The sequence below is a fragment of the Flavobacterium hauense genome (assembly GCF_054457175.1).
This window is the reverse complement of the sequence record NZ_JBTKVX010000006.1, coordinates 26,242-47,390: the sequence shown is the minus strand read 5'-3', so window position 1 is coordinate 47,390 and position 21,149 is coordinate 26,242. Positions and strand designations below refer to the sequence as shown.

At 39.4% G+C, this 21,149-nt stretch carries 31 protein-coding genes, 2 tRNA genes and 1 riboswitch; of the genes, 17 read left to right on the top strand and 16 right to left on the bottom strand.

Features of this window, described 5'->3' with window-relative positions; genetic code table 11:
- Positions 1 to 84: 84 nt before the first annotated feature.
- On the bottom strand, positions 85 to 969 hold the full coding sequence (era, locus tag ACX0HA_RS05485) for a GTPase Era (protein WP_458844265.1): 885 nt from the start codon (positions 967 to 969) through the stop codon (positions 85 to 87).
- 184 nt (positions 970 to 1,153) lie between these two features.
- Here era and ACX0HA_RS05480 point away from each other — a divergent pair, with 184 nt between their 5' ends.
- Positions 1,154 to 1,825: a MarC family protein gene (locus ACX0HA_RS05480; protein ID WP_458844264.1), complete on the top strand. Its 672-nt coding sequence runs from the start codon at positions 1,154 to 1,156 to the stop codon at positions 1,823 to 1,825.
- Positions 1,826 to 1,975: 150 nt separating this feature from the next.
- Positions 1,976 to 2,048: transfer RNA gene (locus tag ACX0HA_RS05475), tRNA-Met, on the top strand.
- A 77-nt stretch (positions 2,049 to 2,125) separates the two neighbouring features.
- Here ACX0HA_RS05475 and ACX0HA_RS05470 read toward each other — a convergent pair.
- Positions 2,126 to 3,049, bottom strand: coding sequence for an alpha/beta hydrolase family protein (locus tag ACX0HA_RS05470; RefSeq protein ID WP_458844263.1), 924 nt, complete (start codon positions 3,047 to 3,049; stop codon positions 2,126 to 2,128).
- 255 nt (positions 3,050 to 3,304) lie between these two features.
- Between ACX0HA_RS05470 and ACX0HA_RS05465 the strand changes: the two genes are divergently transcribed.
- From ACX0HA_RS05465 to ACX0HA_RS05455, 3 genes are all read left to right on the top strand, one after another.
- A tRNA-Met gene (locus ACX0HA_RS05465) sits at positions 3,305 to 3,377 on the top strand.
- A gap of 61 nt (positions 3,378 to 3,438) precedes the next feature.
- Positions 3,439 to 4,209, top strand: coding sequence for an alpha/beta fold hydrolase (locus ACX0HA_RS05460; RefSeq protein WP_458844262.1), 771 nt, complete (start codon positions 3,439 to 3,441; stop codon positions 4,207 to 4,209).
- 110 nt (positions 4,210 to 4,319) lie between these two features.
- Positions 4,320 to 4,769 (top strand): KTSC domain-containing protein, encoded by a 450-nt coding sequence (locus ACX0HA_RS05455; protein ID WP_458844395.1) that lies wholly within the window; start codon positions 4,320 to 4,322, stop codon positions 4,767 to 4,769.
- Between the two features lie 60 nt (positions 4,770 to 4,829).
- Here the strand turns inward: ACX0HA_RS05455 and ACX0HA_RS05450 are convergent, their stop codons facing one another.
- From ACX0HA_RS05450 to ACX0HA_RS05440, 3 genes are all read right to left on the bottom strand, one after another.
- Positions 4,830 to 5,306, bottom strand: a complete 477-nt coding sequence (locus ACX0HA_RS05450; RefSeq protein WP_458844261.1) for a hypothetical protein — start codon at positions 5,304 to 5,306, stop codon at positions 4,830 to 4,832.
- 86 nt (positions 5,307 to 5,392) lie between these two features.
- Complete coding sequence (locus ACX0HA_RS05445) at positions 5,393 to 5,851, bottom strand: hypothetical protein (protein ID WP_458844260.1); 459 nt, start codon at positions 5,849 to 5,851, stop codon at positions 5,393 to 5,395.
- Positions 5,852 to 5,863: 12 nt separating this feature from the next.
- A complete protein-coding gene (locus ACX0HA_RS05440) occupies positions 5,864 to 6,331 on the bottom strand; it encodes a hypothetical protein (protein ID WP_458844259.1) in 468 nt (155 codons plus the stop codon).
- Between the two features lie 259 nt (positions 6,332 to 6,590).
- On the opposite strand from ACX0HA_RS05440, the gene ACX0HA_RS05435 reads away from it, so the two are divergent.
- The 7 genes from ACX0HA_RS05435 (at position 6,591) to tenA (ending at position 12,214) form a co-directional block, all read left to right on the top strand.
- Positions 6,591 to 7,016 carry a response regulator gene (locus tag ACX0HA_RS05435; RefSeq protein ID WP_458844258.1) on the top strand — a complete coding sequence of 142 codons (426 nt, stop codon included), beginning with the start codon at positions 6,591 to 6,593 and terminating at the stop codon, positions 7,014 to 7,016.
- A 254-nt stretch (positions 7,017 to 7,270) separates the two neighbouring features.
- Positions 7,271 to 8,071 (top strand): TIGR00266 family protein, encoded by an 801-nt coding sequence (locus ACX0HA_RS05430; protein WP_458844257.1) that lies wholly within the window; start codon positions 7,271 to 7,273, stop codon positions 8,069 to 8,071.
- Between the two features lie 169 nt (positions 8,072 to 8,240).
- A complete protein-coding gene (locus ACX0HA_RS05425; RefSeq protein ID WP_458844256.1) occupies positions 8,241 to 9,083 on the top strand; it encodes a hypothetical protein in 843 nt (280 codons plus the stop codon).
- 67 nt (positions 9,084 to 9,150) lie between these two features.
- Positions 9,151 to 9,243, top strand: a riboswitch (TPP riboswitch).
- Positions 9,244 to 9,312: 69 nt separating this feature from the next.
- Positions 9,313 to 10,116, top strand: a complete 804-nt coding sequence (gene thiM / locus ACX0HA_RS05420; protein WP_458844255.1) for a hydroxyethylthiazole kinase — start codon at positions 9,313 to 9,315, stop codon at positions 10,114 to 10,116.
- Positions 10,109 to 10,744 (top strand): thiamine phosphate synthase, encoded by a 636-nt coding sequence (gene thiE, locus ACX0HA_RS05415; RefSeq protein ID WP_458844254.1) that lies wholly within the window; start codon positions 10,109 to 10,111, stop codon positions 10,742 to 10,744. Before thiM ends, thiE begins: the two co-directional genes overlap by 8 nt.
- Positions 10,741 to 11,574, top strand: a complete 834-nt coding sequence (thiD, locus tag ACX0HA_RS05410) for a bifunctional hydroxymethylpyrimidine kinase/phosphomethylpyrimidine kinase (protein WP_458844253.1) — start codon at positions 10,741 to 10,743, stop codon at positions 11,572 to 11,574. Before thiE ends, thiD begins: the two co-directional genes overlap by 4 nt.
- Positions 11,561 to 12,214: a thiaminase II gene (gene tenA / locus ACX0HA_RS05405; RefSeq protein WP_458844252.1), complete on the top strand. Its 654-nt coding sequence runs from the start codon at positions 11,561 to 11,563 to the stop codon at positions 12,212 to 12,214. The genes thiD and tenA overlap by 14 nt, the downstream gene beginning before the upstream one ends.
- Before the next feature lie 149 nt (positions 12,215 to 12,363).
- On the opposite strand, the gene ACX0HA_RS05400 is transcribed toward tenA, so the two are convergent.
- Positions 12,364 to 13,743 carry a sialate O-acetylesterase gene (locus ACX0HA_RS05400; RefSeq protein WP_458844251.1) on the bottom strand — a complete coding sequence of 460 codons (1,380 nt, stop codon included), beginning with the start codon at positions 13,741 to 13,743 and terminating at the stop codon, positions 12,364 to 12,366.
- Between the two features lie 207 nt (positions 13,744 to 13,950).
- Here ACX0HA_RS05400 and ACX0HA_RS05395 point away from each other — a divergent pair, with 207 nt between their 5' ends.
- From ACX0HA_RS05395 to ACX0HA_RS05385, 3 genes are all read left to right on the top strand, one after another.
- On the top strand, positions 13,951 to 14,358 hold the full coding sequence (locus tag ACX0HA_RS05395; protein ID WP_458844250.1) for a hypothetical protein: 408 nt from the start codon (positions 13,951 to 13,953) through the stop codon (positions 14,356 to 14,358).
- A gap of 20 nt (positions 14,359 to 14,378) precedes the next feature.
- Positions 14,379 to 14,744: a hypothetical protein gene (locus ACX0HA_RS05390; RefSeq protein WP_458844249.1), complete on the top strand. Its 366-nt coding sequence runs from the start codon at positions 14,379 to 14,381 to the stop codon at positions 14,742 to 14,744.
- Between the two features lie 120 nt (positions 14,745 to 14,864).
- Entirely contained in the window at positions 14,865 to 15,581 is a 717-nt protein-coding gene (locus ACX0HA_RS05385) for an SRPBCC family protein (protein ID WP_458844248.1), read from the top strand.
- 14 nt (positions 15,582 to 15,595) lie between these two features.
- Here ACX0HA_RS05385 and ACX0HA_RS05380 read toward each other — a convergent pair whose 3' ends face one another.
- The 6 genes from ACX0HA_RS05380 to ACX0HA_RS05355 all read right to left on the bottom strand — a co-directional run bounded on the left by ACX0HA_RS05380 (position 15,596) and on the right by ACX0HA_RS05355 (position 17,793).
- Complete coding sequence (locus ACX0HA_RS05380) at positions 15,596 to 16,270, bottom strand: MgtC/SapB family protein (RefSeq protein ID WP_458844247.1); 675 nt, start codon at positions 16,268 to 16,270, stop codon at positions 15,596 to 15,598.
- A gap of 35 nt (positions 16,271 to 16,305) precedes the next feature.
- Positions 16,306 to 16,455, bottom strand: a complete 150-nt coding sequence (locus ACX0HA_RS05375) for a hypothetical protein (protein WP_458844246.1) — start codon at positions 16,453 to 16,455, stop codon at positions 16,306 to 16,308.
- A gap of 19 nt (positions 16,456 to 16,474) precedes the next feature.
- Positions 16,475 to 16,669 (bottom strand): hypothetical protein, encoded by a 195-nt coding sequence (locus ACX0HA_RS05370; RefSeq protein WP_458844245.1) that lies wholly within the window; start codon positions 16,667 to 16,669, stop codon positions 16,475 to 16,477.
- Positions 16,670 to 16,680: 11 nt separating this feature from the next.
- On the bottom strand, positions 16,681 to 17,178 hold the full coding sequence (locus ACX0HA_RS05365; protein ID WP_458844244.1) for a hypothetical protein: 498 nt from the start codon (positions 17,176 to 17,178) through the stop codon (positions 16,681 to 16,683).
- Between the two features lie 101 nt (positions 17,179 to 17,279).
- On the bottom strand, positions 17,280 to 17,561 hold the full coding sequence (locus ACX0HA_RS05360) for a SemiSWEET family sugar transporter (RefSeq protein ID WP_458844243.1): 282 nt from the start codon (positions 17,559 to 17,561) through the stop codon (positions 17,280 to 17,282).
- A 1-nt stretch (position 17,562) separates the two neighbouring features.
- The gene (locus ACX0HA_RS05355) at positions 17,563 to 17,793 is read right to left on the bottom strand and encodes a hypothetical protein (protein WP_458844242.1); all 231 of its coding nucleotides are present in this window, start codon (positions 17,791 to 17,793) and stop codon (positions 17,563 to 17,565) included.
- A gap of 137 nt (positions 17,794 to 17,930) precedes the next feature.
- Here ACX0HA_RS05355 and ACX0HA_RS05350 point away from each other — a divergent pair, with 137 nt between their 5' ends.
- Positions 17,931 to 18,239 (top strand): hypothetical protein, encoded by a 309-nt coding sequence (locus tag ACX0HA_RS05350; protein ID WP_458844241.1) that lies wholly within the window; start codon positions 17,931 to 17,933, stop codon positions 18,237 to 18,239.
- A gap of 81 nt (positions 18,240 to 18,320) precedes the next feature.
- Here ACX0HA_RS05350 and ACX0HA_RS05345 read toward each other — a convergent pair whose 3' ends face one another.
- The 4 genes from ACX0HA_RS05345 to ACX0HA_RS05330 all read right to left on the bottom strand — a co-directional run bounded on the left by ACX0HA_RS05345 (position 18,321) and on the right by ACX0HA_RS05330 (position 20,386).
- The gene (locus ACX0HA_RS05345) at positions 18,321 to 18,578 is read right to left on the bottom strand and encodes a hypothetical protein (RefSeq protein WP_458844240.1); all 258 of its coding nucleotides are present in this window, start codon (positions 18,576 to 18,578) and stop codon (positions 18,321 to 18,323) included.
- A 141-nt stretch (positions 18,579 to 18,719) separates the two neighbouring features.
- A complete protein-coding gene (locus ACX0HA_RS05340; protein ID WP_458844239.1) occupies positions 18,720 to 18,962 on the bottom strand; it encodes a hypothetical protein in 243 nt (80 codons plus the stop codon).
- A 29-nt stretch (positions 18,963 to 18,991) separates the two neighbouring features.
- Positions 18,992 to 19,846, bottom strand: coding sequence for an SDR family oxidoreductase (locus ACX0HA_RS05335; protein WP_458844238.1), 855 nt, complete (start codon positions 19,844 to 19,846; stop codon positions 18,992 to 18,994).
- Positions 19,847 to 19,855: 9 nt separating this feature from the next.
- Positions 19,856 to 20,386 (bottom strand): YciE/YciF ferroxidase family protein, encoded by a 531-nt coding sequence (locus ACX0HA_RS05330; RefSeq protein ID WP_458844237.1) that lies wholly within the window; start codon positions 20,384 to 20,386, stop codon positions 19,856 to 19,858.
- 202 nt (positions 20,387 to 20,588) lie between these two features.
- Between ACX0HA_RS05330 and ACX0HA_RS05325 the strand changes: the two genes are divergently transcribed.
- Complete coding sequence (locus ACX0HA_RS05325) at positions 20,589 to 21,095, top strand: hypothetical protein (protein ID WP_458844236.1); 507 nt, start codon at positions 20,589 to 20,591, stop codon at positions 21,093 to 21,095.
- The last annotated feature ends 54 nt before the right edge of the window (positions 21,096 to 21,149 follow it).

Genomic DNA, 21,149 nt, shown 5'->3' with positions numbered 1-21,149 from the left:
GTACGTATTATTAAGTTTATAAAGTCATAAAGTTGAAAGTCTAAAGCCGTTTATGACTGTAAACTGTAAACTGATGACTGAAAACTATTTTTGGTCATATCCAAACCTGCGCAACTGGTAAGCATTGCTTCTCCAGTTTTTGTTCACTTTTACAAAAAGCTGCAGGTGTATTTTTTTACCAAAGAATTTCTCAAGGTCAATCCTTGCTTCCATGCCCACCTTCTTAAGAGCGGCACCTTTATGGCCAATGATGATTCCTTTTTGGGTATCGCGCTCCACCATAATTACAGCACCTATACGTATGATGTTGTCGTCTTCAAGAAACTCTTCCGTTTCAATCTCTACAGCATAGGGTATCTCTTTGTCGTAATGCAAAAGGATTTTCTCGCGGATGCTCTCGTTTACAAAGAAGCGCTCCGGTTTATCGGTAAGGGCGTCTTTAGGATAGTAAGGAGGAGACTCCGGCAATAATTCCAATATACGGTTGAATACTTCTTTAACATTGAAGTTCTCAAGGGCAGAGATAGGATAAAGTTCGGCATTCGGTACTTTTTCTTTCCAAAGCTGTACTTGCTCTTCAAGCTGTTCCTGAGACGATTTATCTATTTTGTTCAGCAGTAGCAGTACTGGTATTTTAGAGTGTATGATCTTGTTGAAAAAGGCTTCATCTTTCAATTCCTTTTCGCCTGTTTCCACCATGTATATCAGTACGTCAGCATCTTCAAAGGCAGATTTAACGAAATCCATCATGTTCTTTTGTAATTCGTAGGCCGGTTTGATGATACCGGGAGTGTCCGACAGAACTACCTGAAAATCTTCGCCATTAACGATACCTAATATACGGTGGCGTGTAGTTTGCGCTTTTGAGGTAATGATGGATAAACGCTCACCTATAAAAGCGTTCATAAGGGTAGATTTACCCACATTTGGGTTACCTATGATATTTACAAAGCCTGCTTTGTGTGACATGACTGAATGTTTTTAATAGAAAAAGCCATTTATGTATGGCTTTGAAGTAAGCTGCAAAGGTAGCTAATAAAATTGATATATGATTTCAGGTTGTTAATGAAGCTGTAAAAAACGAAAGTGTGAGAGGATATATTAATAAATGTTTTATACATTTAGTTCTTTCAATATCCTATGATTACACTCTATGTTTAACGACAGTATTTTCCATAACTCATTTGTCAACCTTATATTTATAGGTATAATAGCATTGTTCCCTGTAATAAACCCCCTGGGGTCTGCTTTTTTAATAAGCCCGTACCTTAAGAACCTGACACTGGCACAAAAGAAAAATGCCGTAGGTAAGATTACGTTTTATGCATTTAGTTTTTGCGTAAGCATATTGTTGATTGGCCCTTTTATTTTAGATGCATTCGGGATTACAATTTCCATCATTCAGTTAGGTGGAGGTATCATGATCTGTAAAACCGGATGGGAATTTTTAAATTCAGATAGCGGTCAGGCAGCGGAAGAGGCACTTAAGAAAAACATAAGCGATAGGAATATTACCGATAAATTATTTTATCCCATTACTTTTCCAGTTACAACCGGCGCAGGCACCATCTCGGTATTGTTTACGTTGAGTGCACATACCAAAGCAGTGAACCAAAGCGGGTATTATCTTGATCTGGCTGCTATCCTTATAGCAATAGTGATTATGTGTGCTTTGATCTATGTGTGTTATCTTAATATACGCAGGGTATTACATTTTTTAGGTCCCCATGGAGAAGATGTTGTAAAGCGAATATGTGCTTTTCTTATCTTTTGTGTAGGCCTTCAGATAGGATTTACCGGTTTACAGGTGCTGTTGAAAATATAAACAAGGGTTGTTTTTTTCCAATTCATAAAATAATTAATAGATAAAGAAGGGTATATCAGTACTGTACAAATGATAAGGCCGGAAATAAAAGATTTTCCGTTGTTTTACTTGCAGTTGTCAGTAATGGTTGTATATTTGCACTCGAAACATCGCGGGATAGAGCAGTAGGCAGCTCGTCGGGCTCATAACCCGAAGGTCACAGGTTCGAGTCCTGTTCCCGCTACTAAGAAAAGCTTCAGAGAAATTTGAAGCTTTTTTGTTTTAGATAACTGTCCTGCCAGATGGCTGCGTAGGTTGGATTTATCTGGATACTTTAGAATTGTTAATATTCCAAGCTTTCTGTTTTATCCATTGAACTGCAATATCAAAAGGCACTGTAGTATTGCCGGAAGCAGTATTGTGCCCTAATTCTGGAAATAAGGTGTATTCAAAAGGTTTGCCCTGAACTTTAAATGTATTTAATTGCTCTATGCACAATTTTACAGGAATTTGGATATCTTTCTCACCAAAAAGCCAAAGCCCCGGAATTGAAAGTATATTCAAGAATTTTTTTGGGTCAGTAGCAGTAAATTGATATCTATCAGGATCATTTTTGACATGTTCACGAGCATTTGATTCTGTATGGTTTTCCCAAAAATTATTATTTCCGTTAGTATAAAACTGAAATCGAAGTTGCTCCAGAGTCGTAATTGTAGGGCAACTAAATAAAGCCATAAATTCTATTTGTGGATTTTTGCTGGCAGCAATGGGGATTATCCATCCTGCCTGACTGAAGCCAACTAATCCGATAGGTGTTTTTTTATCTTCCAAATAGGTTCGAAATTTATTTACTGCCGCATTTGCATCATCAGCTAATAAATTAAGATTAGTATTCTCAATATTATTCGTACCAACAGAAGGCCCTACATATACACCGCCAGATTCTCCAACTCCACGTTTGTCGTATGTTAATACGGCAACACCTTCTTTGGCGAGACGTTTAGCGAACTCTATTTCTCTTTTTACCGGATCAGACCCATGAACAATTACAACCGCAGCAAATGTTTTTTTAGGTGTTAAAATTGAGCCTGCAAGAGTGACGCCATGGCTTTCAAACTTTACATCCTTAATAGTAAAGTCAGTTGATTGGCAGAATACCATTTCCGGTAAAGCTATTAATGATAACCATAGAAATAAGTTAATGCTCATTTTTAGTTTAATAAGATTTTTTAGAATGGTCTTCATATATCATTGCCTGCAACTGGTTTATATGTGTTACACAATACGCAAAGCTATCTAATTTTTGGCAGCTTTTTTTTGATAAAGCATTATGTTCTTTTCCCATAAACAATTAATATGCACGGAGTAATATTATACTGTCTTCAATAAAACTGGGGGCATATTTGAGTGCTTCCCATTACTAAGATAGAACCTGCCGAAAATAACAATTTAATAATATAGTGCATATATCAATTAAAGTTGTATCTTTGCACCGAACATCGCGGGATAGAGCAGTAGGCAGCTCGTCGGGCTCATAACCCGAAGGTCACAGGTTCGAGTCCTGTTCCCGCTACTAAGATAAGCTTCAGAGAAATCTGGAGCTTTTTTTGTTTAAAAATTTAGCGTTTCATTATATGAAAACAGGTGTTATAGATATAAATGGTCAAAATATTTATGTTGAAAGCATAAAGACCTCCGAAGAAAGACCTACAATCGTTTTTCTGCATGATTCTTTGGGCTGTGTTGCGCTTTGGAGGGATTTTACTAAAAAGGTTGCCGAAGCTACCGGCTGTAATGTTATGGTTTATGACCGTATTGGGTATGGTAAGTCTGACCCCATGAATACTCATATCAGGAAACCCGATTATCTCGAACTTGAAGCCGATACTTTAAATGACCTGCTTGTAGCGATGCAGTTGGAGAATGTTGTTTTATTTGGGCATAGCGACGGAGGTTCCATCGCACTGATCACTGCAGCTAAATACCCTTCATATATTACTGCTGTCATTTGTGAAGCCGCTCATGTTTTTGTCGAAGATGTAACTCTAAACGGAATCGTGGAGGCAATGCATGCCTATGAAACAACCGATTTGCAGGTGCGTCTCCAAAAATATCATGGGGATAAGGTAGATACTCTTTTTAAGGCATGGACACAAACCTGGACCGGCAGCGAATTCAGGCAATGGAATATAGAACACTTTTTAAAAGATATTTCCTCTCCTTTATTATTTATCCAGGGAGAAAAAGATGAGTATGGAACCTTACAACAGGTTGATAAGACAATTGATCAGGTGGGTGGAGAAACGAAAAAATGCATATTATCCGGGGTAGGGCATACCCCTCACAAGGAAGCCCCTGAGGAAACATTACATGCTATTGTTGAATTTTTAAAGCAGTTTTTTTAAGATATTGAGGGCTAATAGTCTGATATTTTTACAATTAATATTGTCAACTCGTTCTATTTTATTACTTTTGCCGCCGCTAACAAAGGCAGAATAACAGGATTTATATGAACATGAAAAAGATTGTTGAGTACAGAAAGTTGCTTGACGTTACAAAAACAGCCACGCTTAAAGAACTGAAAACTATTTACAGGAACAGCATGAAAGATTGCCATCCTGATACTTGCACTACTGACGAAGAGCGCCACGCTGCTGAGGAAAAAAGTAAAGAGATTATTGCGGCTTACCACTTTTTGGTGAGTATAGCTCCTGAAACTGCAGAGAAGAACGCATCTGAGTATAGCAAAACTACTACTACATCAGGTATACTGGATTTCTATATGGAAAATCAGGCACTATACATCAATTTTTTAGACGGAAGCAGCTATGAGTACTTTGGTGTGCCTAAGCAGGTTTATGTAAAAATGATCAATGCTGAATCGCCGGCACGTTTTGCACGTCGCCATATTTATGGTACTTACCTTTACAGAAGTGCTATTAAAATTGTAGCTAACGCAGAATAACACTATTCGTGATAATATATAAAAAAACTCCCCGTTTTTAACGGGGAGTTTTTTTATATATTATTCGTCCTTGTCAAAGGTGAAAATCTTGCCTGTATACTTTTGTTTGATTACTATTTTCCCATCCTTTACAATAACCGGAACTGTACTTTTAGAAGAATCTTTAAACGTTGCAACTACAACCTGATTATTTTTTTTGTCACGGGTAATTTTGAAACTTCCCTTTTGTGTTTTGTCATCAACAAACATTGAGAAATTTTTTCCTTTCACTTCAAGGTAATCATCCGTGTAGTCGGCAGCTTCTCTCTCCATGCCCTCTTTTAGACCTGCGGCAACCTCTGGTTTAATTGTTTTTCCATATACCTCGTCTACAGTCGCTTTGCCGCTGGCTACATCGAGGCTTACATTGTTTACTGAATAGGTAACTAATTTCCACTTGCCTTGAAAGTCTTTTTCTGTGAAAACTTTTGCGGTTGCCTGAGCCCATAATGGCGAAATGGTAACTAATAAAAAAATAGAGAGTAATAATTTTTTCATAATTGGCTGAATGTTATTGGTTTTGTTTCATAAAAATAGAAAAAAATACCCAAATTGCAGCGTGTCTCTTATTTATTTAAATCTTATTATTTTATTCGGGCATAAATATACTTCTTAGGCTTTGTTGAGTGCAGCAGGTATAGGTTTCCGTCTACAATACTAAACGGTATCTCGTCAGTAGTTCCGTTGTCAAAAGTTGCAGAAATGTATTGCTGCCCATCTTTTTCTATGATTGTAAAGGGACCATTCCTCATGTGGCTGGAGATTAGCTGGCTAAAATTATTTCCTTTAATTTCAAGGGTCGCCATACTTAATGATTCTGTATATCCTTCCATTTCACCTATCATTTGCATTCCCATTGCAGCTGCAAGAGGGTCACTTGTCTTCTCCATGGTTGCTTTACCTGTTGGAATATCAAGGCTTATGCCTCCTACTTCATATTTTATAAGTTTCCAGTTGCCCTGCAGGTCTTTTTCTGTAAGTTTTTGCGCCCATGCTGATGTTAGAAAAATGAGCATGCTAAGGGCGAAGAAAATTTTTTTCATAGAAAACGAAAGTTAAGCTTTAGTAAATACGAACTCGGCACTTTGTCCCTGTTCATATTTAAAAATATATAATTGTGTGTCTTTGATCCATACAGTGGTTTCGGTAGTAGTTGAGTCACTCCAGGATGTTGTCATTATTTGATGTCCATCTTTGTCTTTAATGCTATACGTGCCGTTTCTTTCCTGGCCTCCCATATTTTGTTCAATACTATTACCCGAAAAAGTAACTTTTGACGCTCTCAGAGGTTCAAGGATCTGTTTTACGCTTTCATCAATCTGACTCATCATATCGGGAGATATCTGGTTTTTCATTTCCTGGGAAATGGTAACTGTTCCTGTATTTACGTCAAGGGTCACACCATTTTGATTATAGCCTGCGAGTTTCCAGTTGCCTTGTAAATCCTTATCGGTAATCTTTTTTTGGGCCGATGTTGAGATTGATATCAGGAAGATTGCAAGTAAGTAAATAAGTTTTCTCATAATTGAACTTTAATAAAAGATAAAAGTATTTCAAATTTTTAAATGGCAATGCAGTTTAACAATAAAAAAAGCAGTTACAGTATTTAATATAGGGATGTCGCTTATTGATGCAGGTCGTCGATATTTATACTAATACTGGTTATCCCGAAACTATTTTTCCTTTTTTCCCGTACCTTAGATAAGGTATAAAGATTTTACCATTACTCTTACAATCTATATATTCCTCTACAGTTTATTTAAAATTTAAATATATTTGGGTATGAAAACAAATGGAGACATAATACTCATCGAAGATGATGCTGATGACAGGGAAATCCTGATTGAAGCATTTGACCAGGTTATGACCGAAAATAATTATGACAACAGGCTTGTAGTGATAGAAGACAGCTCTGTAGTTATTAATTATCTGAAATCGACCAATACGGAGCCCTTTTTACTGCTTTCGGATATAAATATGCCTAAAGTTGATGGTTTTACATTGCGGGACCTTATAAGCAGGGACCCTGAACTTAGCGAGCGATGCTCTCCTTACCTGTTTCTTACGACATCTGATACATCTGATTATATATCCAAGGCCTATCAAAGATCTATTCAGGGTTATTTTGCCAAGCCGGTCACTTTTTCAGGATATAAAAAACTGATAGCCGATATCTTATCATATTGGAAATTAAATAAAACGGTATAACATAAAAGATTAAAATAACAAAAGCCTTTCTCTAAAGAAAGGCTTTTGCATTTATAACTAATTTCAAATTCCAAAACTTCGGTGATTGATGATTAACTCCGACTATTTTGGATATTAGTTGTCAGAAATACATTTTTGTTACAGCTGTTTCAAATTTTATTAGTCTTCTGTAACGAATGATTCGCTAATTCGTCTTATATGTTTAACAAAGAATACTATTCAAAAAAATCCAACAACCTAAAATTTAAATTAAGATGCTTGCACACGAAATTGACTACCATATTTATGGTGAAGAAATGCAATATGTAGAGATAGAGCTTGATCCTCAGGAAGCCGTTGTTGCCGAGGCCGGGAGTTTTATGATGATGGACAGTGGTATCCAGATGGAAACCATTTTTGGGGATGGCTCAAACCAGACTGAAGGTATAATGGGCAAACTATTCTCGGCAGGTAAACGCATGCTTACCGGAGAGAGTTTATTTATGACAGTATTTTTAAACCAATACCATACTAAGCGCAAAGTAAGTTTTGCATCGCCTTATCCCGGTAAGATCGTACCTCTTGACCTTCGTCAGTTTGGAGGCAAATTCATTTGCCAGAAAGATGCTTTCCTTTGTGCTGCAAAAGGAGTATCGGTAGGTATTGAGTTTTCGCGTAAGCTTGGCCGTGGCCTTTTTGGAGGAGAGGGTTTCATTATGCAGAAACTGGAAGGCGATGGCCTTGCATTTGTGCATGCAGGAGGAACTCTGGCAAGAAAAGAGCTGCAGGCCGGCGAAGTCCTTAAGGTAGATACAGGCTGTATCGTTGGCTTCTCGCAGACTGTAGATTATGATATAGAATTTGTGGGAGGTATTAAGAACACTATTTTTGGAGGCGAAGGCTTATTTTATGCCACGCTTCAGGGGCCTGGAGTGGTATATATACAATCACTTCCGTTCAGCAGGCTGGCAGGCAGAATTTATGCATCAGCACCGCAGGGTGGAGGTCAGCAAAGGGGAGAAGGCAGTATCTTAGGCGGCCTTGGTAACCTGCTGGATGGTGATAACAGGTTTTAATCTGCTACGATATAAAGATAATAAAAAGGACTTCGGTCCTTTTTTCTTTGGGTTTCGTATATTTGGCTTATAGCATGGGTAGGGTAAAAACTTAGCACGCTGTTTTTACACAAGCGGCATAACAATTGCTGTGACGATTACGTTTATTATATTCAAAGATAACTACACAATGAGGATACGTTTATTGCTTTCTGCATCATTACTATTGCTTTTTTCGGCCACAGGTTTAGCCCAGGACAAGGAAAACAATTGTGATGTAAAGCAGCTACATGTAAGTACTTACGACTTTGTACTTAAAAATCTGGATTCCATAAAAAAACATACACCAAAAGCTGAACTTATTACAGCCGAACTTGAGCTTACTGAAAATGGTAGGCTTACTAAGGTGGGCTATTATACTGCCTTTGGAAAAAAAGAGCAAAAAGAAATAAAAGTATGGAAAGGCCTTGAGACTTTTGTAAAAGAAAACTTTTCACGTTGTCCTGATTCACATTTTTATAATGGAAGGGAACACGTGCTAAATGCAATACTGCCATTACCGCTTGTAAAGGCTGATATAACCAAAGCAAAAAAACAAGTTGAGTCCGGGGCTGATTATATTGCAGCGGGAACCGGAAAAACAGAAATTCCGGCGGATAGCAAGTTTACTGTTTCAGTAAAGAGCCTTACTATAAAAAGCTCAAGGGGAGGATTGCCTTATAATATAACAATGGATCCTGTAACGAAAGATGGTAAAATGGATTACTACAAGTCTAAGATGGTTAAGCTGTCTGATGTTTTTTCCATAGGGTTTGATGTAGTAAAGGCAGGCAAGAATAATTATTTGAAATATACGTTTTACGAACGTGTAGACGGCAAGAGCTATTCACTTACAAAAGAAAGTTGGAGGCCTATAGTTAACAATAAAGTGAATCTTCAGGTAAAGGGTATAAGAGACGACCATCCGGGAGTGAGGCATATAACAGCGGGAGAAGAATTTGATTTCGATATTCAGATCACTTTCAGTAAATAAAAACAAAAAAGACAGGTATTACGCCTGTCTTTTTTCATTTTTTATAAATACTATCCATATATTTGAACTTTGGCTTTAGGGGTATTCTGAAAAGAATTGAGAGAGTCCCTTTGAACCTGATGCGGTTAACACCGACGTAGGGAAAAGCGATGGAATAGTTTATACTATTCCTTCAACTCCTTTTTGGAGACTCTATAGCCATATTTTTAATAATCATTCTTTAAAAAATATGAAAGAGTCTCTTTGGAATTCCATCCTTTCTGTGCGCGAAAACGCTCCACTTGTACACAATATTACTAACTATGTGGTTATGAATACTACTGCCAATGCATTGCTTGCGGCAGGAGCATCACCTATTATGGCTCATGCCCGCCTTGAGGTCGAAGATATGGTCTCTATTTGTGGAGCATTGGTAGTCAACATTGGTACGCTTGATGAATATTGGGTAGAAAGCATGCTTTTGGCAGCTGCTAAAGCCCATTCTTTAGGTAAACCATGGGTATTAGACCCTGTAGGTGCAGGAGCGACTGCCTACCGTGACGAAACGGTTGCACAGCTGCTATTGTACAAGCCAGGAGTAATTCGTGGTAATGCATCAGAAATATTAGCTTTGGCTAAAGCCGGTAAATCAAAAACAAAAGGAGTAGACAGCGTACACCAAAGTACTGAGGCTGTTGAAGCCGCACAATGGCTTAACGCTACTTATGGGAGTATAGTTTGTATTTCGGGAGCTACAGATGTTATTATTTCGGGAGAAAGAAAAATATTTTTAAGTAACGGACACCCAATGATGCAGCAGGTTACAGGCCTTGGATGTACTGCTTCAGCTTTAATTGGTGCTTTTGCAGCGGTTGAAGAAGATAAGTTTCATGCTACCACTGCTGCTATGGCATTGCTTGGCATTGCAGGAGAGCTCGCAGAGAAAACGAGTGTAGGGCCTGGGAGCCTTCAGCTTAACCTGCTTGACAAGCTTTACAACATTACAAAGGAAGAATTCTTCGAAAGCCTAAAAATCGAATCGCAAAATGGCTAAATCATTTTTAAGCCGCCTTTATCTTGTGGTGAGCTGGGAAGCCTGCATGGGAAGGAGTCTTGTATCGGTTACTGAACAGGCTGTTCTTGGAGGTGTAGATATGGTTCAGCTTCGTGAGAAAAAACTATTGCTGCCGGAATTTGCCGAAACAGCGATACGGCTTAAAGCTATGCTTGACAGGTATAATGTTCCGCTGATAATCAATGATAATATTGAGGTTGCGAAAGCAAGCAGCGCCTTTGGGATACATGTGGGTAATAGCGATATGCCTCCGTCTCACATAAAAGCTGAATGGGCAGACTGTAACTTACTTGGTTACTCCATTGAATATATGGAGCAGTTAACCAATAGCGAAATTCAATATGCCGATTATCTTGGTGTCAGCCCGGTTTTTAGTACCGTGACCAAAACCGATACGGTGACTGAGTGGGGATTGGAGGGTATCAGATCGATCAGGCAGCAAACCGACAAACCTCTTGTTGCAATCGGAAACATGAATGTACACAACGCTTATGAAGTAATCAGCGCAGGAGCCGATTGTCTGGCCGTGGTCTCTGCTATTTGCGGCGCTGATGATCCTGCGAAAGCGGCTGAAGCAATACGTAACCAAATAGAGAAAGCATTATGAAAAAATATAAATATCCGGTCGTCCTTACAATTGCAGGAACTGATCCGACCGGTGGGGCAGGCATACAAGCAGACCTCAAAACATTTGCAGCATTGGGATGTTATGGCATGAGCGTAATAACCGCATTGGTAGCCCAAAATACTTGTGGTGTCAGGTCTATTCACAGTGTGCCTTCGGAATTTGTAAAAGCACAGCTGGAAGCTGTACTGGAAGATATACAGCCTGATGCCATAAAAATAGGAATGGTACACAGCGTAGAACTGGTGAATGTTATTGCAGAGGTTTTGGGTAATTATCCTCAGATTCCTGTTGTGTTCGATCCCGTAATGATAGCTACAAGCGGACATAGACTGATTGAAGAAGATACCGTAGCAGCAATCGCTGAAAAGCTTTTCCCCTTGGCGAAGGTCATAACCCCTAATATGGATGAAGCGGCTTTGCTAGCCGGAATCCCGGTCAAAACGGTGGAGGATATGTACGAAGCAGCAGCCCGGATAATGTCTCTTGGGTGTGAATCCCTATTGTTGAAGGGAGGTCACCTGCAGTCACAAAAGTTAACATCAATGTTGGTAAATGCAGCTGACCTTGTAAAGGAATATTATTCCGATAAAATTGAAACTATAAATATGCACGGTTCAGGCTGCACGTTATCCTCGGCTATTGCAGCTTATTTGGCGCGAGGCCTGGAATTGAAAGATGCTGTTACCAAAGCACAGGAATATGTGCATGATGCCATTTATCACGCTGCCGATGTAATTTGTGGTAAGGGCAACGGTCCGTTAAATCACACCTTTAACCCTCAAAAAATGATTAAAAATGAAATGGTCTGAAAACGCCTGGGCTGTAGCATTGCCCATATACACTGATATTACCGAAATGCCTTTTATAAAAGAACTGGCAGCAGGAACATTAGCTGTCGAAAAGTTTACTTATTATTTGCAGCAGGATGCCCATTACCTGGAATATTTTGCAAAGACCCTGGCAATAATTGCAGCCAAAGCACAAAATATAGATATAATGCTCGATTTTATACGTTTTTCTGAAGGGGCTATTGTGGTAGAGCGTTCCCTGCACGACTCTTATTTTAAAGACTATAAGCTTACCGAACGGGTAGCAATGTCGCCTGCCTGCCACCATTATGTACATTATCTTCAGAGTACGGTTTATATGGCCGATTCTGCAGTAGGTATGGCTGCTGTGCTGCCTTGTTTCTGGATTTACAAAAGAGTAGGCGATTATATACTATCCATTACAGATGCAACAGATAACCCGTACAATAATTGGATATTAACCTATGCAGGAGAGGAGTTTGGTCAACTTGTGGATAAGGCTATTGCGATATGCGATTTGGCAGCAGAGAATAGCACTAAGGAGCAGCAAGAATATATGACCGAAGCTTTTATAAATGCAAGTCGGCTTGAATATGCTTTTTGGAATAGTGCATACAAGCTCGAAAAGTGGAGCCGATAATTTTTTTGATTAAATTCTATGTTTTGGCACACATTATGCATTACATAAGTAGCATCAATCAAAAAAGCACATAATAAGGCTTTATGCTAAAAGAATAATTTGAGTTAGTTAAGTTAATAGAAAAGGGCCTTATGGCCCTTTTCTTGATTTTATTTACTCGTAAACGACGACAAAGGTAATTCTGCACTGTTAAATATATCGGAGGTAGCGGTATTATGCCATGCATAGCGCACCTGTGTTGGGTTTCTTACTTCTTTTGAAGTCAGAACAACAGTGTTTTTAGTAATTTTTGCCTGAGCTTTATGAAATACGCCATAAGTTCCTGCAATTTCAAACTGAGATGAGGTTTTCCCTTTAAAATGAAGCCCTTCGGCATATTCAAAAGAAACGACAAGCCTGTCTTTTTCTGCTTTTACGCTTTTATACGATGGCCCGTTTACAATGCCTTTATTAAGTCTGTAAACATCCTTCAACGCTAAATTTGCCAGGCGTTCTGCAACAGGCTTTTTATTGCGCGGGTGTATATCGTCTATAGTACTTATGTCATTTATGGCTACCATAGCTGTTTTGGGTATAGCCTGTACAACCTTACGCTGGGCATCTCTTACTATAACGCCCGAGTAATCATCATTGTCGTATTTATAAGGTGCTATCTGTACAAAATAGAACGGAAAATCATCTTTCCAGGCTTCACGCCATGATTTTATCAATCCGCCAAGGGTTTTATCATACACGGCAGAGCCTACGTTAGACTCTCCCTGATACCATAATACTCCTGCAACTTTATACCCTACCAAAGGGTATATCATTGCATTATATGTTTTTCCCGGTTCTGTGGGGCTCCATGGCATAGGCGAAAGCTTTGCAGCGGCAGATGCCAATATAGGATCTTTAGCAATAAAATCTTCGGGGATCCATATTTCGGCGGGTGAGCCACCCCAACTTGAATTTATTATACCGATCGGTATGTTTTTTAATTCCTTTTGTAGCTTTTCAGCAAAAAAATAACCGATGGCACTAAAGTATTTCATCGTTTCTGGAGTGCAGGCTTTCCAGTCGCCCGGCACATTCATCTGAGGATACTGTGCTGATAGTCGCGGAACGCTGAAAAATCGGATATTCGGATAATTGGCTTTAGCGATTTCTGCTTCGGCATTATCGATGCCCTGGCTTGCCGTCCATTCCATATTAGATTGCCCTGAGCAAAACCACACTTCACCAAGCATTACATTTTTAAGTACGATCTCATTGTAACCTTTAAAACTTATAGTATAGGGTCCTCCGGCTTCAGGAGTTTTAATTTTTATTTCCCACGTAGCAGTATTTCCCGACTTAACTTTATATTCTTCCGATGTCCATGACGGTTTTATGGTAATCTCTTCAAACGGACTTGCCCATCCCCATAGCTTAACTTCGGCATTGCGTTGCAGGACCATATTGTCTGAAAAGAAAGATGGCAACAATACATTGGCAACAGCCGGAGCCGAAAATAAAAAGAAGGCCAGTATAAGGAGACTATATTTTTTCATTGTACGAATATTTTAAAACATTGCAAATTCGGAAAAAATAGCTGTAAAGTATAATAATATCCTGTCAAAACATAACTGAATTTATATCGGTTACCAAAGACTTAAAAAGTTATGTGAAATTGGGTTAAACATAGGTTAATTAATATAAATACAGTGTGTTATGAGTTTGTGTTTGGTAACTTTATAGAAAACCACAAAACATGTATCATGAAAACATCAATGTTTATGCTGATGGCAATGCTGGTTTTTGGTATTGCATCAGCGCAGGTAAATAAAGTAGATCCTGTTACAGCCGTCCCTTCTCCGGGAACACCTCCTGTAGAGAATGTTACTCAGCAAATAAACAGGCAGCAGTCAAGACAGGCTTCTCCGGCACTAGTTACGGGTACAAGAGTGACAACCACATCCCAGGCAACAACAGTGCAGCCTGTACAGCCTGCAAATCCACTAAATGGCGCAGCTTCACCATATCCGGGAGCCACAGTTGCCTATCCGCAGGCTCAGGGTGCCCTCCAGCCGGGAACTGCCATTACTACAGACGCTCCTACAGGGACTAATAATCAGATAACCACATTGCCGGGTTCCACAACTTCAAATCAGGGCAAAGTACCATAATCCATTAAAAAATTCTAATTATGAAAAAGTTATTTCTAACTATGGGTGTTATGCTTGTTTTTGGCATAGCCTCAGCTCAGACAGAACCTTCGCGAACGAAGGCAACGACAAAAAAGAAAACACAAACGGAACGTTCGACATCTACAGATACACGAACAACAACCGAACAGAAGCGCGCTGCGGAAAGGAACATTAATTCGATACAGAACAGTAATGTAACACCATTACCGCCGGCATCAGCCCCGGGAAGCGTAAACACTAACTCCTCGGCCATGCCACAGGTTACGCCTCCTGTAACTGCACCGCCACCGGGGGCATCGTTAACGCCTGGGGCACCCACGACTCCGGGATCGCCGCAGCCGGTACCAACTCCGTTAAAACCATAATTATCACAAGGCCCTCAGTAATGAGGGCCTTTTACTATAAGAGATTGTTAAAACAAAAGGAACTCCGCCGCGTGTTTCTTATTTTTATTATAGAATGTTAATTCCAATAAAATCACGTTTATGAAAAAGCATACCTACCTTGAAACTCCTAAAGCCAAAAAGAATATTGGTGACCTTGAACGTATCATATCCTTACTGGGAGGTGCTTATCTCTTGTATGATGCAATGAAGAAAGACAAGCGCAGCATTCCTGAAATAGGAGCAGCCGGATATATGATATATAGAGCTGTGAGCGGATATTGTCCTGCCGGAGATGTTGGTAAAAAACTTTTTAGCAAACCTGAAAAACCTTCGGGGTCTAACATCAATATCCATGTGAGGATGGTAGTTAACCGCCCTGTAAACGAAACCTATAATTTCTGGAGGCACCTGGGCAACCTGCCCTTGTTCATGGAGCATCTTGACGCAGTGACTGTACTTGGAGAGACACATTCTGAATGGAGGGCATCGTTACCGGGAGGTTTGGGTAAAGTAAGCTGGAAGGCCGAGATTGTTTATGATGAGCCCAACAGACAAATAGGCTGGGCATCATTACCCGGATCTGTGATAAAAAATGCGGGTAAGGTGACGTTTAAAGATGCCGGAGAGTTGGGAACACTTGTTCATGTAGTCTTTTCTTATGAAGCTCCGTTTGGGGCAGCAGGAGAGGAGATAGCGCGTTTAATGAATCCTGTTTTTGAAAAGATGGTACGCAAAGATATTCTTGGTTTTAAACGTTATATGGAAACGGGTACATCGCAAAAATTGCAACAGGAAACAGTAGCTATTTATACCTAAATGAACGTAAATGATTATTTACTCCAGGATATTTTTTTGATGTAAGATTCCGACTGGAGGCGATCTATGATATCCAGCAGGCGGTTACTGGCTGTTTTTTCCAGTTGTACTTCGATCATAAGTTCTTTTTTGTGGCGTGTGATCGAAAAGTTGGCAAAATCCAGGTCTTTATCTTCTAAAAGCTTGTTGATGATTTTTCGGGGATTTATATCACCATCGGCATGAATGGTGAGCGATTTTTGATGAAATTTGTTGGAAACCATTTTTTGTACAGGATGTAATCCCCATAAAATAATGATAGACAATACCGTTGCGGCACTTGCAGCAAAATACATTCCACCCCCGGTAGCCATTCCGATACCTGCTACCGTCCACAATCCTGATGCGGTAGTCAATCCCAGCACTGTTGCCGGCTTTCGGAACAATATGGTGCCTGCCCCGATGAAGCCTATACCACTTACAATTTGTGCAGCTACCCTCGATGGGTCAAGTTCTGCATAGGATTGTCCTACAATATCGTTAAATCCAAATGAGGAGACCAGCATAATAAGTGCTGATCCCATAGATACCATCATGTGTGTACGCATACCGGCAGCCCAGTCTTTACGTTCACGTTCAAGACCTATGGCTGCGCCAAAAACGGCTGCCAATAAAAGTCGGAGCGATATTTCTGTCCATGGTAAATCCATGAATAATTAGTTTTTTATGGGATTCTTGTAATTAATCAGTCTGTAGAATATTCCTCCGCATCATAATCATCGGGTTCTCCCGGACTGAATTTTTCGTTATCGTCTATTTGTTTCTGCTTCTTTGCCACATCAGGTTTTTCCTGTTGTTCTTTTTTCTTGTCAGGATTATCAGTGTTGGATATCATTGGGCACAAAATATTATAATTATGGTGCAGGCATTACAGTATCCGGAGATACTATGGAATCCATTTCAGTGTCAATACCATCTTTGTGAGATACGCTGATACTATCTGAAGTATATTCAGTTGAATGGCCTTCATTATTATTCTTGCCACAAGATGCCATGCAAACGCCTGCACCAAATATTGAGGCATAAATTGCTTCTTTAACTATTTTCATAACTATAGATTTTAATTTCCTTTTTGAGCTTCACGTGTTGTTACTCTTGAGTTATTACCAGTACTGCCGGTTCCTGTTCCTGATCCGATTCCTGCGTCACCACTGCTTCTTATAGGGTTTCCTTTTTTGTCTACAGCCCCGCTTTTAGCATCGCTGTTCTCTATTTGGTCAGTAATGGCCTGCTGCCTGGCTTCTTCATCTGCAGCACTGCCGGAAGCTGCTCCCGTTTTTGTTGTTCCGGTAGTTTTGGTCGTAGTCGTTTTAGTCGTCTTTCCACTCTTATTGCCACCTGAAGAACTAATTGACGTTGATGAGGTCGAATTGTCATTAATATCGCCGGTTGTTACAGTATCTTCCTCGAAGGTAGATTCATAACTGTCAGTATCCGTTGTATTCTCTTCGGTGGTTTCTGTTTTTCTGTTGCAGCTGTCGCAAGATGAATAAATATTCATGCCGGCAATAAGCAAGGAAGCGAAACTTAGCTGTTTTATTACGGTTATCGTTTTCATTTTTTAGGGTATTAGAGGTTTCTACATTAAATTTATTCAAAAGTTTAATGAGGGTTTCCTAACAAAAATCTAATTGGCAATAAAATAACATTTGCGAGTTGCTATTCATTTCTGTCGGTGGGTTGCTCATTACGGCATATAAGTTTCATAGCCAGTATAACACCGCACAATGCACCTGCAATTGAATTAGCCAGGATTAAAGGAAGATCGTTTCTTATAATACCATAAACTACCCAAAGTATCATTCCTGCAAACAGCATGGCATAGGTAGGTGCTGAAAGGCCTTTTACATCACGTGTCCTGATCACTTTTATGGCTTGCGGAATGTTGGCTATTGTTGTAAAGAAAGCCGCTGATAATCCTAAAACCTCTGTATAGTTCATATTAATCATTTAGTTTTGATTCATATTTTTCCCTGACAGACCTGCTTATATAGGTACTCAGGCCTTTCCCTTCTGCCGCAAGCCTTTTCATCTTTTCGATAGTCCGTTTTCCTGCACTGGCATAGGTATAGCGGTATACCACCTCATGATTAAATTCTACCATGATACTTTCTTCATCTATCTCATAGGATGTCACTCCTGAAGTGCCTGTTATATCATAATATTTTTTCATGGTATATAAAGTTAGTCATACCTTAAATTTCAGGTATTTTAATTAACTCATGATTAACTAGTGATTAACAGGGTATAGGTTTTTGATTTTGTAACTTGTTGATTGTAAATGAAATATTTAATGTAAACTAAAAAATTATGAAAAAGATACTCCTGACCATGGCAGCTATACTCGTGTTAGGTATAGCCTCAGCCCAAACAGATCCGAAGCAGGTTCCCCCAGCACCATCTACTCCGATGCCTCCACCTAAAACGGAGCTAAAAGATAAACCCGTAAAAGATGAAGAAATTCAAAAAGACGCAGTTAACAGGCAGCCTAAGAAACAAGGGGAGATCCAGCCACGTAAAGATGAGCTAAAGACACAGAATCATGTTAAGAGTACTCCGCAACCTTCAACACTAAACGATACTGTTAAGCCTGTAAAGAAGGCAAAAAGAAAAGGATAGGGTGTAATAGCATAAAATAAAAGGGGCTCTTAGGCCCCTTTATTCTTTTTTTAGTAAAGTTGATTAATCATAAACCATTTTTTAGTCCAGATGGTTATCTGTTATGGTAATGTTCTTGCCGTCCCTTACCGGAGTCCTCCTGTTCACTAAATGGCTTTCATGATGAGGGAAAGCTCCATTGTGAGAAGGGCAGGTTGTTTTAGGGAAGGATGCCAGTTCGTCCGGATTGATGATCGCCGGGTCTTCATACGGAAAAGTAAAATTGTCGTATGAATTCATGTTGTTAGGGTTTCCGCCAAGGTCTCCCAGATCGTGGCGGTTCATTGCATAATTTGCCATAATCGTTTGATTTATAGATTAAATGTACAAATTATTTACATAGAAATAATATTCCATGTGTTAAGTTTTTTATGAAAAAGATATTTTTTGTCATTCTAAATAATAATAGTACAAAAAAAAGAGCCATTAAGGCTCTTTATCTTACATAAATCCGTCATTGTCGGGATTGTTGTCAGTGCGGGTTATATTTCGCCCTTCCCTTACCGGGGTTCGCTTGTTTACCAAATGGCTTTCCCTTTCATGTTCCACTTCTTTAGCATCTGTTATTTCAGAGCTTTTAGGAAATGAAGCCAACTCTGTGGGGTTCGTAATTGCCGGGTCCTGGTATGGTAGTGGAAAATCTTTTTTTAGATTATTTTCCTTGTTGTTTGCATTTTTATCCATGATGTATATTGATTTAATAATTATTCGGTTTATCCGCCAACAATTTCGCCTCCGTTAATATGTATTACCTGGCCGCTTATATAGGATGCGTCTTCACTTGCAAGAAAAACATAAGCAGGCCCTACTTCGCTTGGCTGTCCGGCTCGTTTCATAGGTGTATCCTGTCCAAATTTGGCTACCTCTTCGGCTTCAAATGTAGAAGGTATAAGCGGTGTCCAAATTGGGCCGGGTGCAATTGCGTTTACCCTGATGCCTTTTTCGGCCAGCATTGCCGATAACGAACGGGTGAATGTTACTATGGCACCTTTGGTACTGCTGTAATCTATTAGATGCCAACTACCCCTGTAGGCTGTAACTGAGCTTGTGTTTATAATGTTGTCGCCTTTTTTCAAATGCTTCAGGGCTGCGTGAGTTATATAAAAAAAGGATAATATATTGGTTTCAAAGGTTTCCCGTACCTGATCCCCTGTGACTTCTGCAAAGTTTTTTTGAGGGTACTGAACTGCTGCATTATTAACCAGGATGTTGAGGTCGCCTAAGTCATCAACAGCTTCTGATACGGCCTGTTTGCAAAAATCCTCATCTTTAAGGTCGCCACATATCAGCAGGCATTTTACACCTTCTTTCTCAATAAGATCCCGTGTTTCTTTGGCATCTTTATGTTCGTCATAATAAATAATGGCAACATCTGCACCTTCACGTGCAAAATGTAGTGCTGCACTACGGCCGATACCGCTGTCACCACCTGTTATAAGCGCTTTTTTGCCTTTAAGCTTCCCGCTGCTTTTGTAATTTTTATTGATGATTTCCGGCTCAGGGGTCATTTTATACTCATAACCGGGCTGACTTTGGGTTTGTTCAGGAAAAGATTCGGGTTTTGCCATGGTTTTAGTTTAAATTTCTTTATCGGCTGCTTCAATATTAATGTGCGATTCTGCAATATGGGATAATGAGAGATCGGCCAGTTTTTCTTCTTCAAGCGTTTGCTCAAGCAATCCCACTATATCCTCTTCTCTCAGGGCAATTGCGTATGCTCGCATTGTTCCGTAGCATGCGATCTTATAGTGTTCTATTTTTTGGAGTACAGCAATAATAGCAGCATCCCTTACTACACCGGAACGTATTTGCATTACGATATTTAACGCTTCCTGCATAAGGCATTCCAACGAAGGATAGGGTAATGCATTTTTGGCAATGCCCATGGCTTCAAAAATAGCTTCGAGTCTGGAAGTATGATTAAAAATTCCAATCCTCTGCTTCTCTAACTGGCTAATGAGGTCCTTTGAAGTACTGTCATATATGCATTTTTCAAGCATAGTTGGCATAGCTTGTTCTGACCATAAAAGTTCTTTGAGCTGCTTTTCAAAAAGCCCTCTTAGCTCACGGGCTTCGTCATTATGCTGATGGGCAATATTCTGTAGCATTCGGGATATATTTTGTTTTATAAAGTTACCCATAGGAGAGTTCAATTTCTCATAAAATAACTATAATTAACGCTTGATTAACAGCTGTATATGTGCTGCAGTTAATCGTATAAAAACGCTTTTTATCGTTTTTATGATTTTTTTTTAAGAACGAAATAAACACACGTGTATGTTTGTGATAATAACGCTATGAAATTGAGGTATGAAAAAGATTATAATGCTCCTTGTATTTACAATGGGGTTAGGAGCGTGCTCCACGGATAATGAAGATGAATTTTTGCAGGAGGAATATAGTGCAGCGGAAATGGTTACTACAGAAAGTGTACCCGCATCAGTCTTGCCTTCGTGTTTTACGAGCCTTACAGCAAGAGTAAGGGTAGATGTGTCTAACGGTATTGGAAATCCGGTTGTTGTATTTATTCCGGTAATTGCAGGAACAATTTCGGAAGCGTCAGCTTTTAAGGTAAGAGTAGAGGTACAGCCGCTGGCAGATTGTGATGATTTAGATAGTAATACAGGCACTCCTTTTCGTTTTGGCCCAACGGGAACTGTGCAAAATGTTGTGGCATCTCCTCCTTCAATTTCTGTAATGCCTGCGAATATGCCTTTGTGTTATAAATGGAGGTTTATTTTTGAAGGTGTTTCAGGTAAACAAAGCAATCCGGCATGCTATGCAACATCTATTTGGTATGAATCACCATTGTTCTAATTTTTGATTTTTAATAGTAGAAGAACCATCGTTTAGGCGATGGTTTTTTGTTTT

Coding starts and splice junctions, on each gene's coding strand:
- era (WP_458844265.1), bottom strand. CDS start 969: ATGTCACACAAAGCAGGCTTTGTAAATATCATAGGTAACCCAAATGTG.
- ACX0HA_RS05480 (WP_458844264.1), top strand. CDS start 1,154: ATGTTTAACGACAGTATTTTCCATAACTCATTTGTCAACCTTATATTT.
- ACX0HA_RS05470 (WP_458844263.1), bottom strand. CDS start 3,049: ATGAAGACCATTCTAAAAAATCTTATTAAACTAAAAATGAGCATTAAC.
- ACX0HA_RS05460 (WP_458844262.1), top strand. CDS start 3,439: ATGAAAACAGGTGTTATAGATATAAATGGTCAAAATATTTATGTTGAA.
- ACX0HA_RS05455 (WP_458844395.1), top strand. CDS start 4,320: ATGAAAAAGATTGTTGAGTACAGAAAGTTGCTTGACGTTACAAAAACA.
- ACX0HA_RS05450 (WP_458844261.1), bottom strand. CDS start 5,306: ATGAAAAAATTATTACTCTCTATTTTTTTATTAGTTACCATTTCGCCA.
- ACX0HA_RS05445 (WP_458844260.1), bottom strand. CDS start 5,851: ATGAAAAAAATTTTCTTCGCCCTTAGCATGCTCATTTTTCTAACATCA.
- ACX0HA_RS05440 (WP_458844259.1), bottom strand. CDS start 6,331: ATGAGAAAACTTATTTACTTACTTGCAATCTTCCTGATATCAATCTCA.
- ACX0HA_RS05435 (WP_458844258.1), top strand. CDS start 6,591: ATGAAAACAAATGGAGACATAATACTCATCGAAGATGATGCTGATGAC.
- ACX0HA_RS05430 (WP_458844257.1), top strand. CDS start 7,271: ATGCTTGCACACGAAATTGACTACCATATTTATGGTGAAGAAATGCAA.
- ACX0HA_RS05425 (WP_458844256.1), top strand. CDS start 8,241: ATGAGGATACGTTTATTGCTTTCTGCATCATTACTATTGCTTTTTTCG.
- thiM (WP_458844255.1), top strand. CDS start 9,313: ATGAAAGAGTCTCTTTGGAATTCCATCCTTTCTGTGCGCGAAAACGCT.
- thiE (WP_458844254.1), top strand. CDS start 10,109: ATGGCTAAATCATTTTTAAGCCGCCTTTATCTTGTGGTGAGCTGGGAA.
- thiD (WP_458844253.1), top strand. CDS start 10,741: ATGAAAAAATATAAATATCCGGTCGTCCTTACAATTGCAGGAACTGAT.
- tenA (WP_458844252.1), top strand. CDS start 11,561: ATGAAATGGTCTGAAAACGCCTGGGCTGTAGCATTGCCCATATACACT.
- ACX0HA_RS05400 (WP_458844251.1), bottom strand. CDS start 13,743: ATGAAAAAATATAGTCTCCTTATACTGGCCTTCTTTTTATTTTCGGCT.
- ACX0HA_RS05395 (WP_458844250.1), top strand. CDS start 13,951: ATGAAAACATCAATGTTTATGCTGATGGCAATGCTGGTTTTTGGTATT.
- ACX0HA_RS05390 (WP_458844249.1), top strand. CDS start 14,379: ATGAAAAAGTTATTTCTAACTATGGGTGTTATGCTTGTTTTTGGCATA.
- ACX0HA_RS05385 (WP_458844248.1), top strand. CDS start 14,865: ATGAAAAAGCATACCTACCTTGAAACTCCTAAAGCCAAAAAGAATATT.
- ACX0HA_RS05380 (WP_458844247.1), bottom strand. CDS start 16,270: ATGGATTTACCATGGACAGAAATATCGCTCCGACTTTTATTGGCAGCC.
- ACX0HA_RS05375 (WP_458844246.1), bottom strand. CDS start 16,455: ATGATATCCAACACTGATAATCCTGACAAGAAAAAAGAACAACAGGAA.
- ACX0HA_RS05370 (WP_458844245.1), bottom strand. CDS start 16,669: ATGAAAATAGTTAAAGAAGCAATTTATGCCTCAATATTTGGTGCAGGC.
- ACX0HA_RS05365 (WP_458844244.1), bottom strand. CDS start 17,178: ATGAAAACGATAACCGTAATAAAACAGCTAAGTTTCGCTTCCTTGCTT.
- ACX0HA_RS05360 (WP_458844243.1), bottom strand. CDS start 17,561: ATGAACTATACAGAGGTTTTAGGATTATCAGCGGCTTTCTTTACAACA.
- ACX0HA_RS05355 (WP_458844242.1), bottom strand. CDS start 17,793: ATGAAAAAATATTATGATATAACAGGCACTTCAGGAGTGACATCCTAT.
- ACX0HA_RS05350 (WP_458844241.1), top strand. CDS start 17,931: ATGAAAAAGATACTCCTGACCATGGCAGCTATACTCGTGTTAGGTATA.
- ACX0HA_RS05345 (WP_458844240.1), bottom strand. CDS start 18,578: ATGGCAAATTATGCAATGAACCGCCACGATCTGGGAGACCTTGGCGGA.
- ACX0HA_RS05340 (WP_458844239.1), bottom strand. CDS start 18,962: ATGGATAAAAATGCAAACAACAAGGAAAATAATCTAAAAAAAGATTTT.
- ACX0HA_RS05335 (WP_458844238.1), bottom strand. CDS start 19,846: ATGGCAAAACCCGAATCTTTTCCTGAACAAACCCAAAGTCAGCCCGGT.
- ACX0HA_RS05330 (WP_458844237.1), bottom strand. CDS start 20,386: ATGCTACAGAATATTGCCCATCAGCATAATGACGAAGCCCGTGAGCTA.
- ACX0HA_RS05325 (WP_458844236.1), top strand. CDS start 20,589: ATGAAAAAGATTATAATGCTCCTTGTATTTACAATGGGGTTAGGAGCG.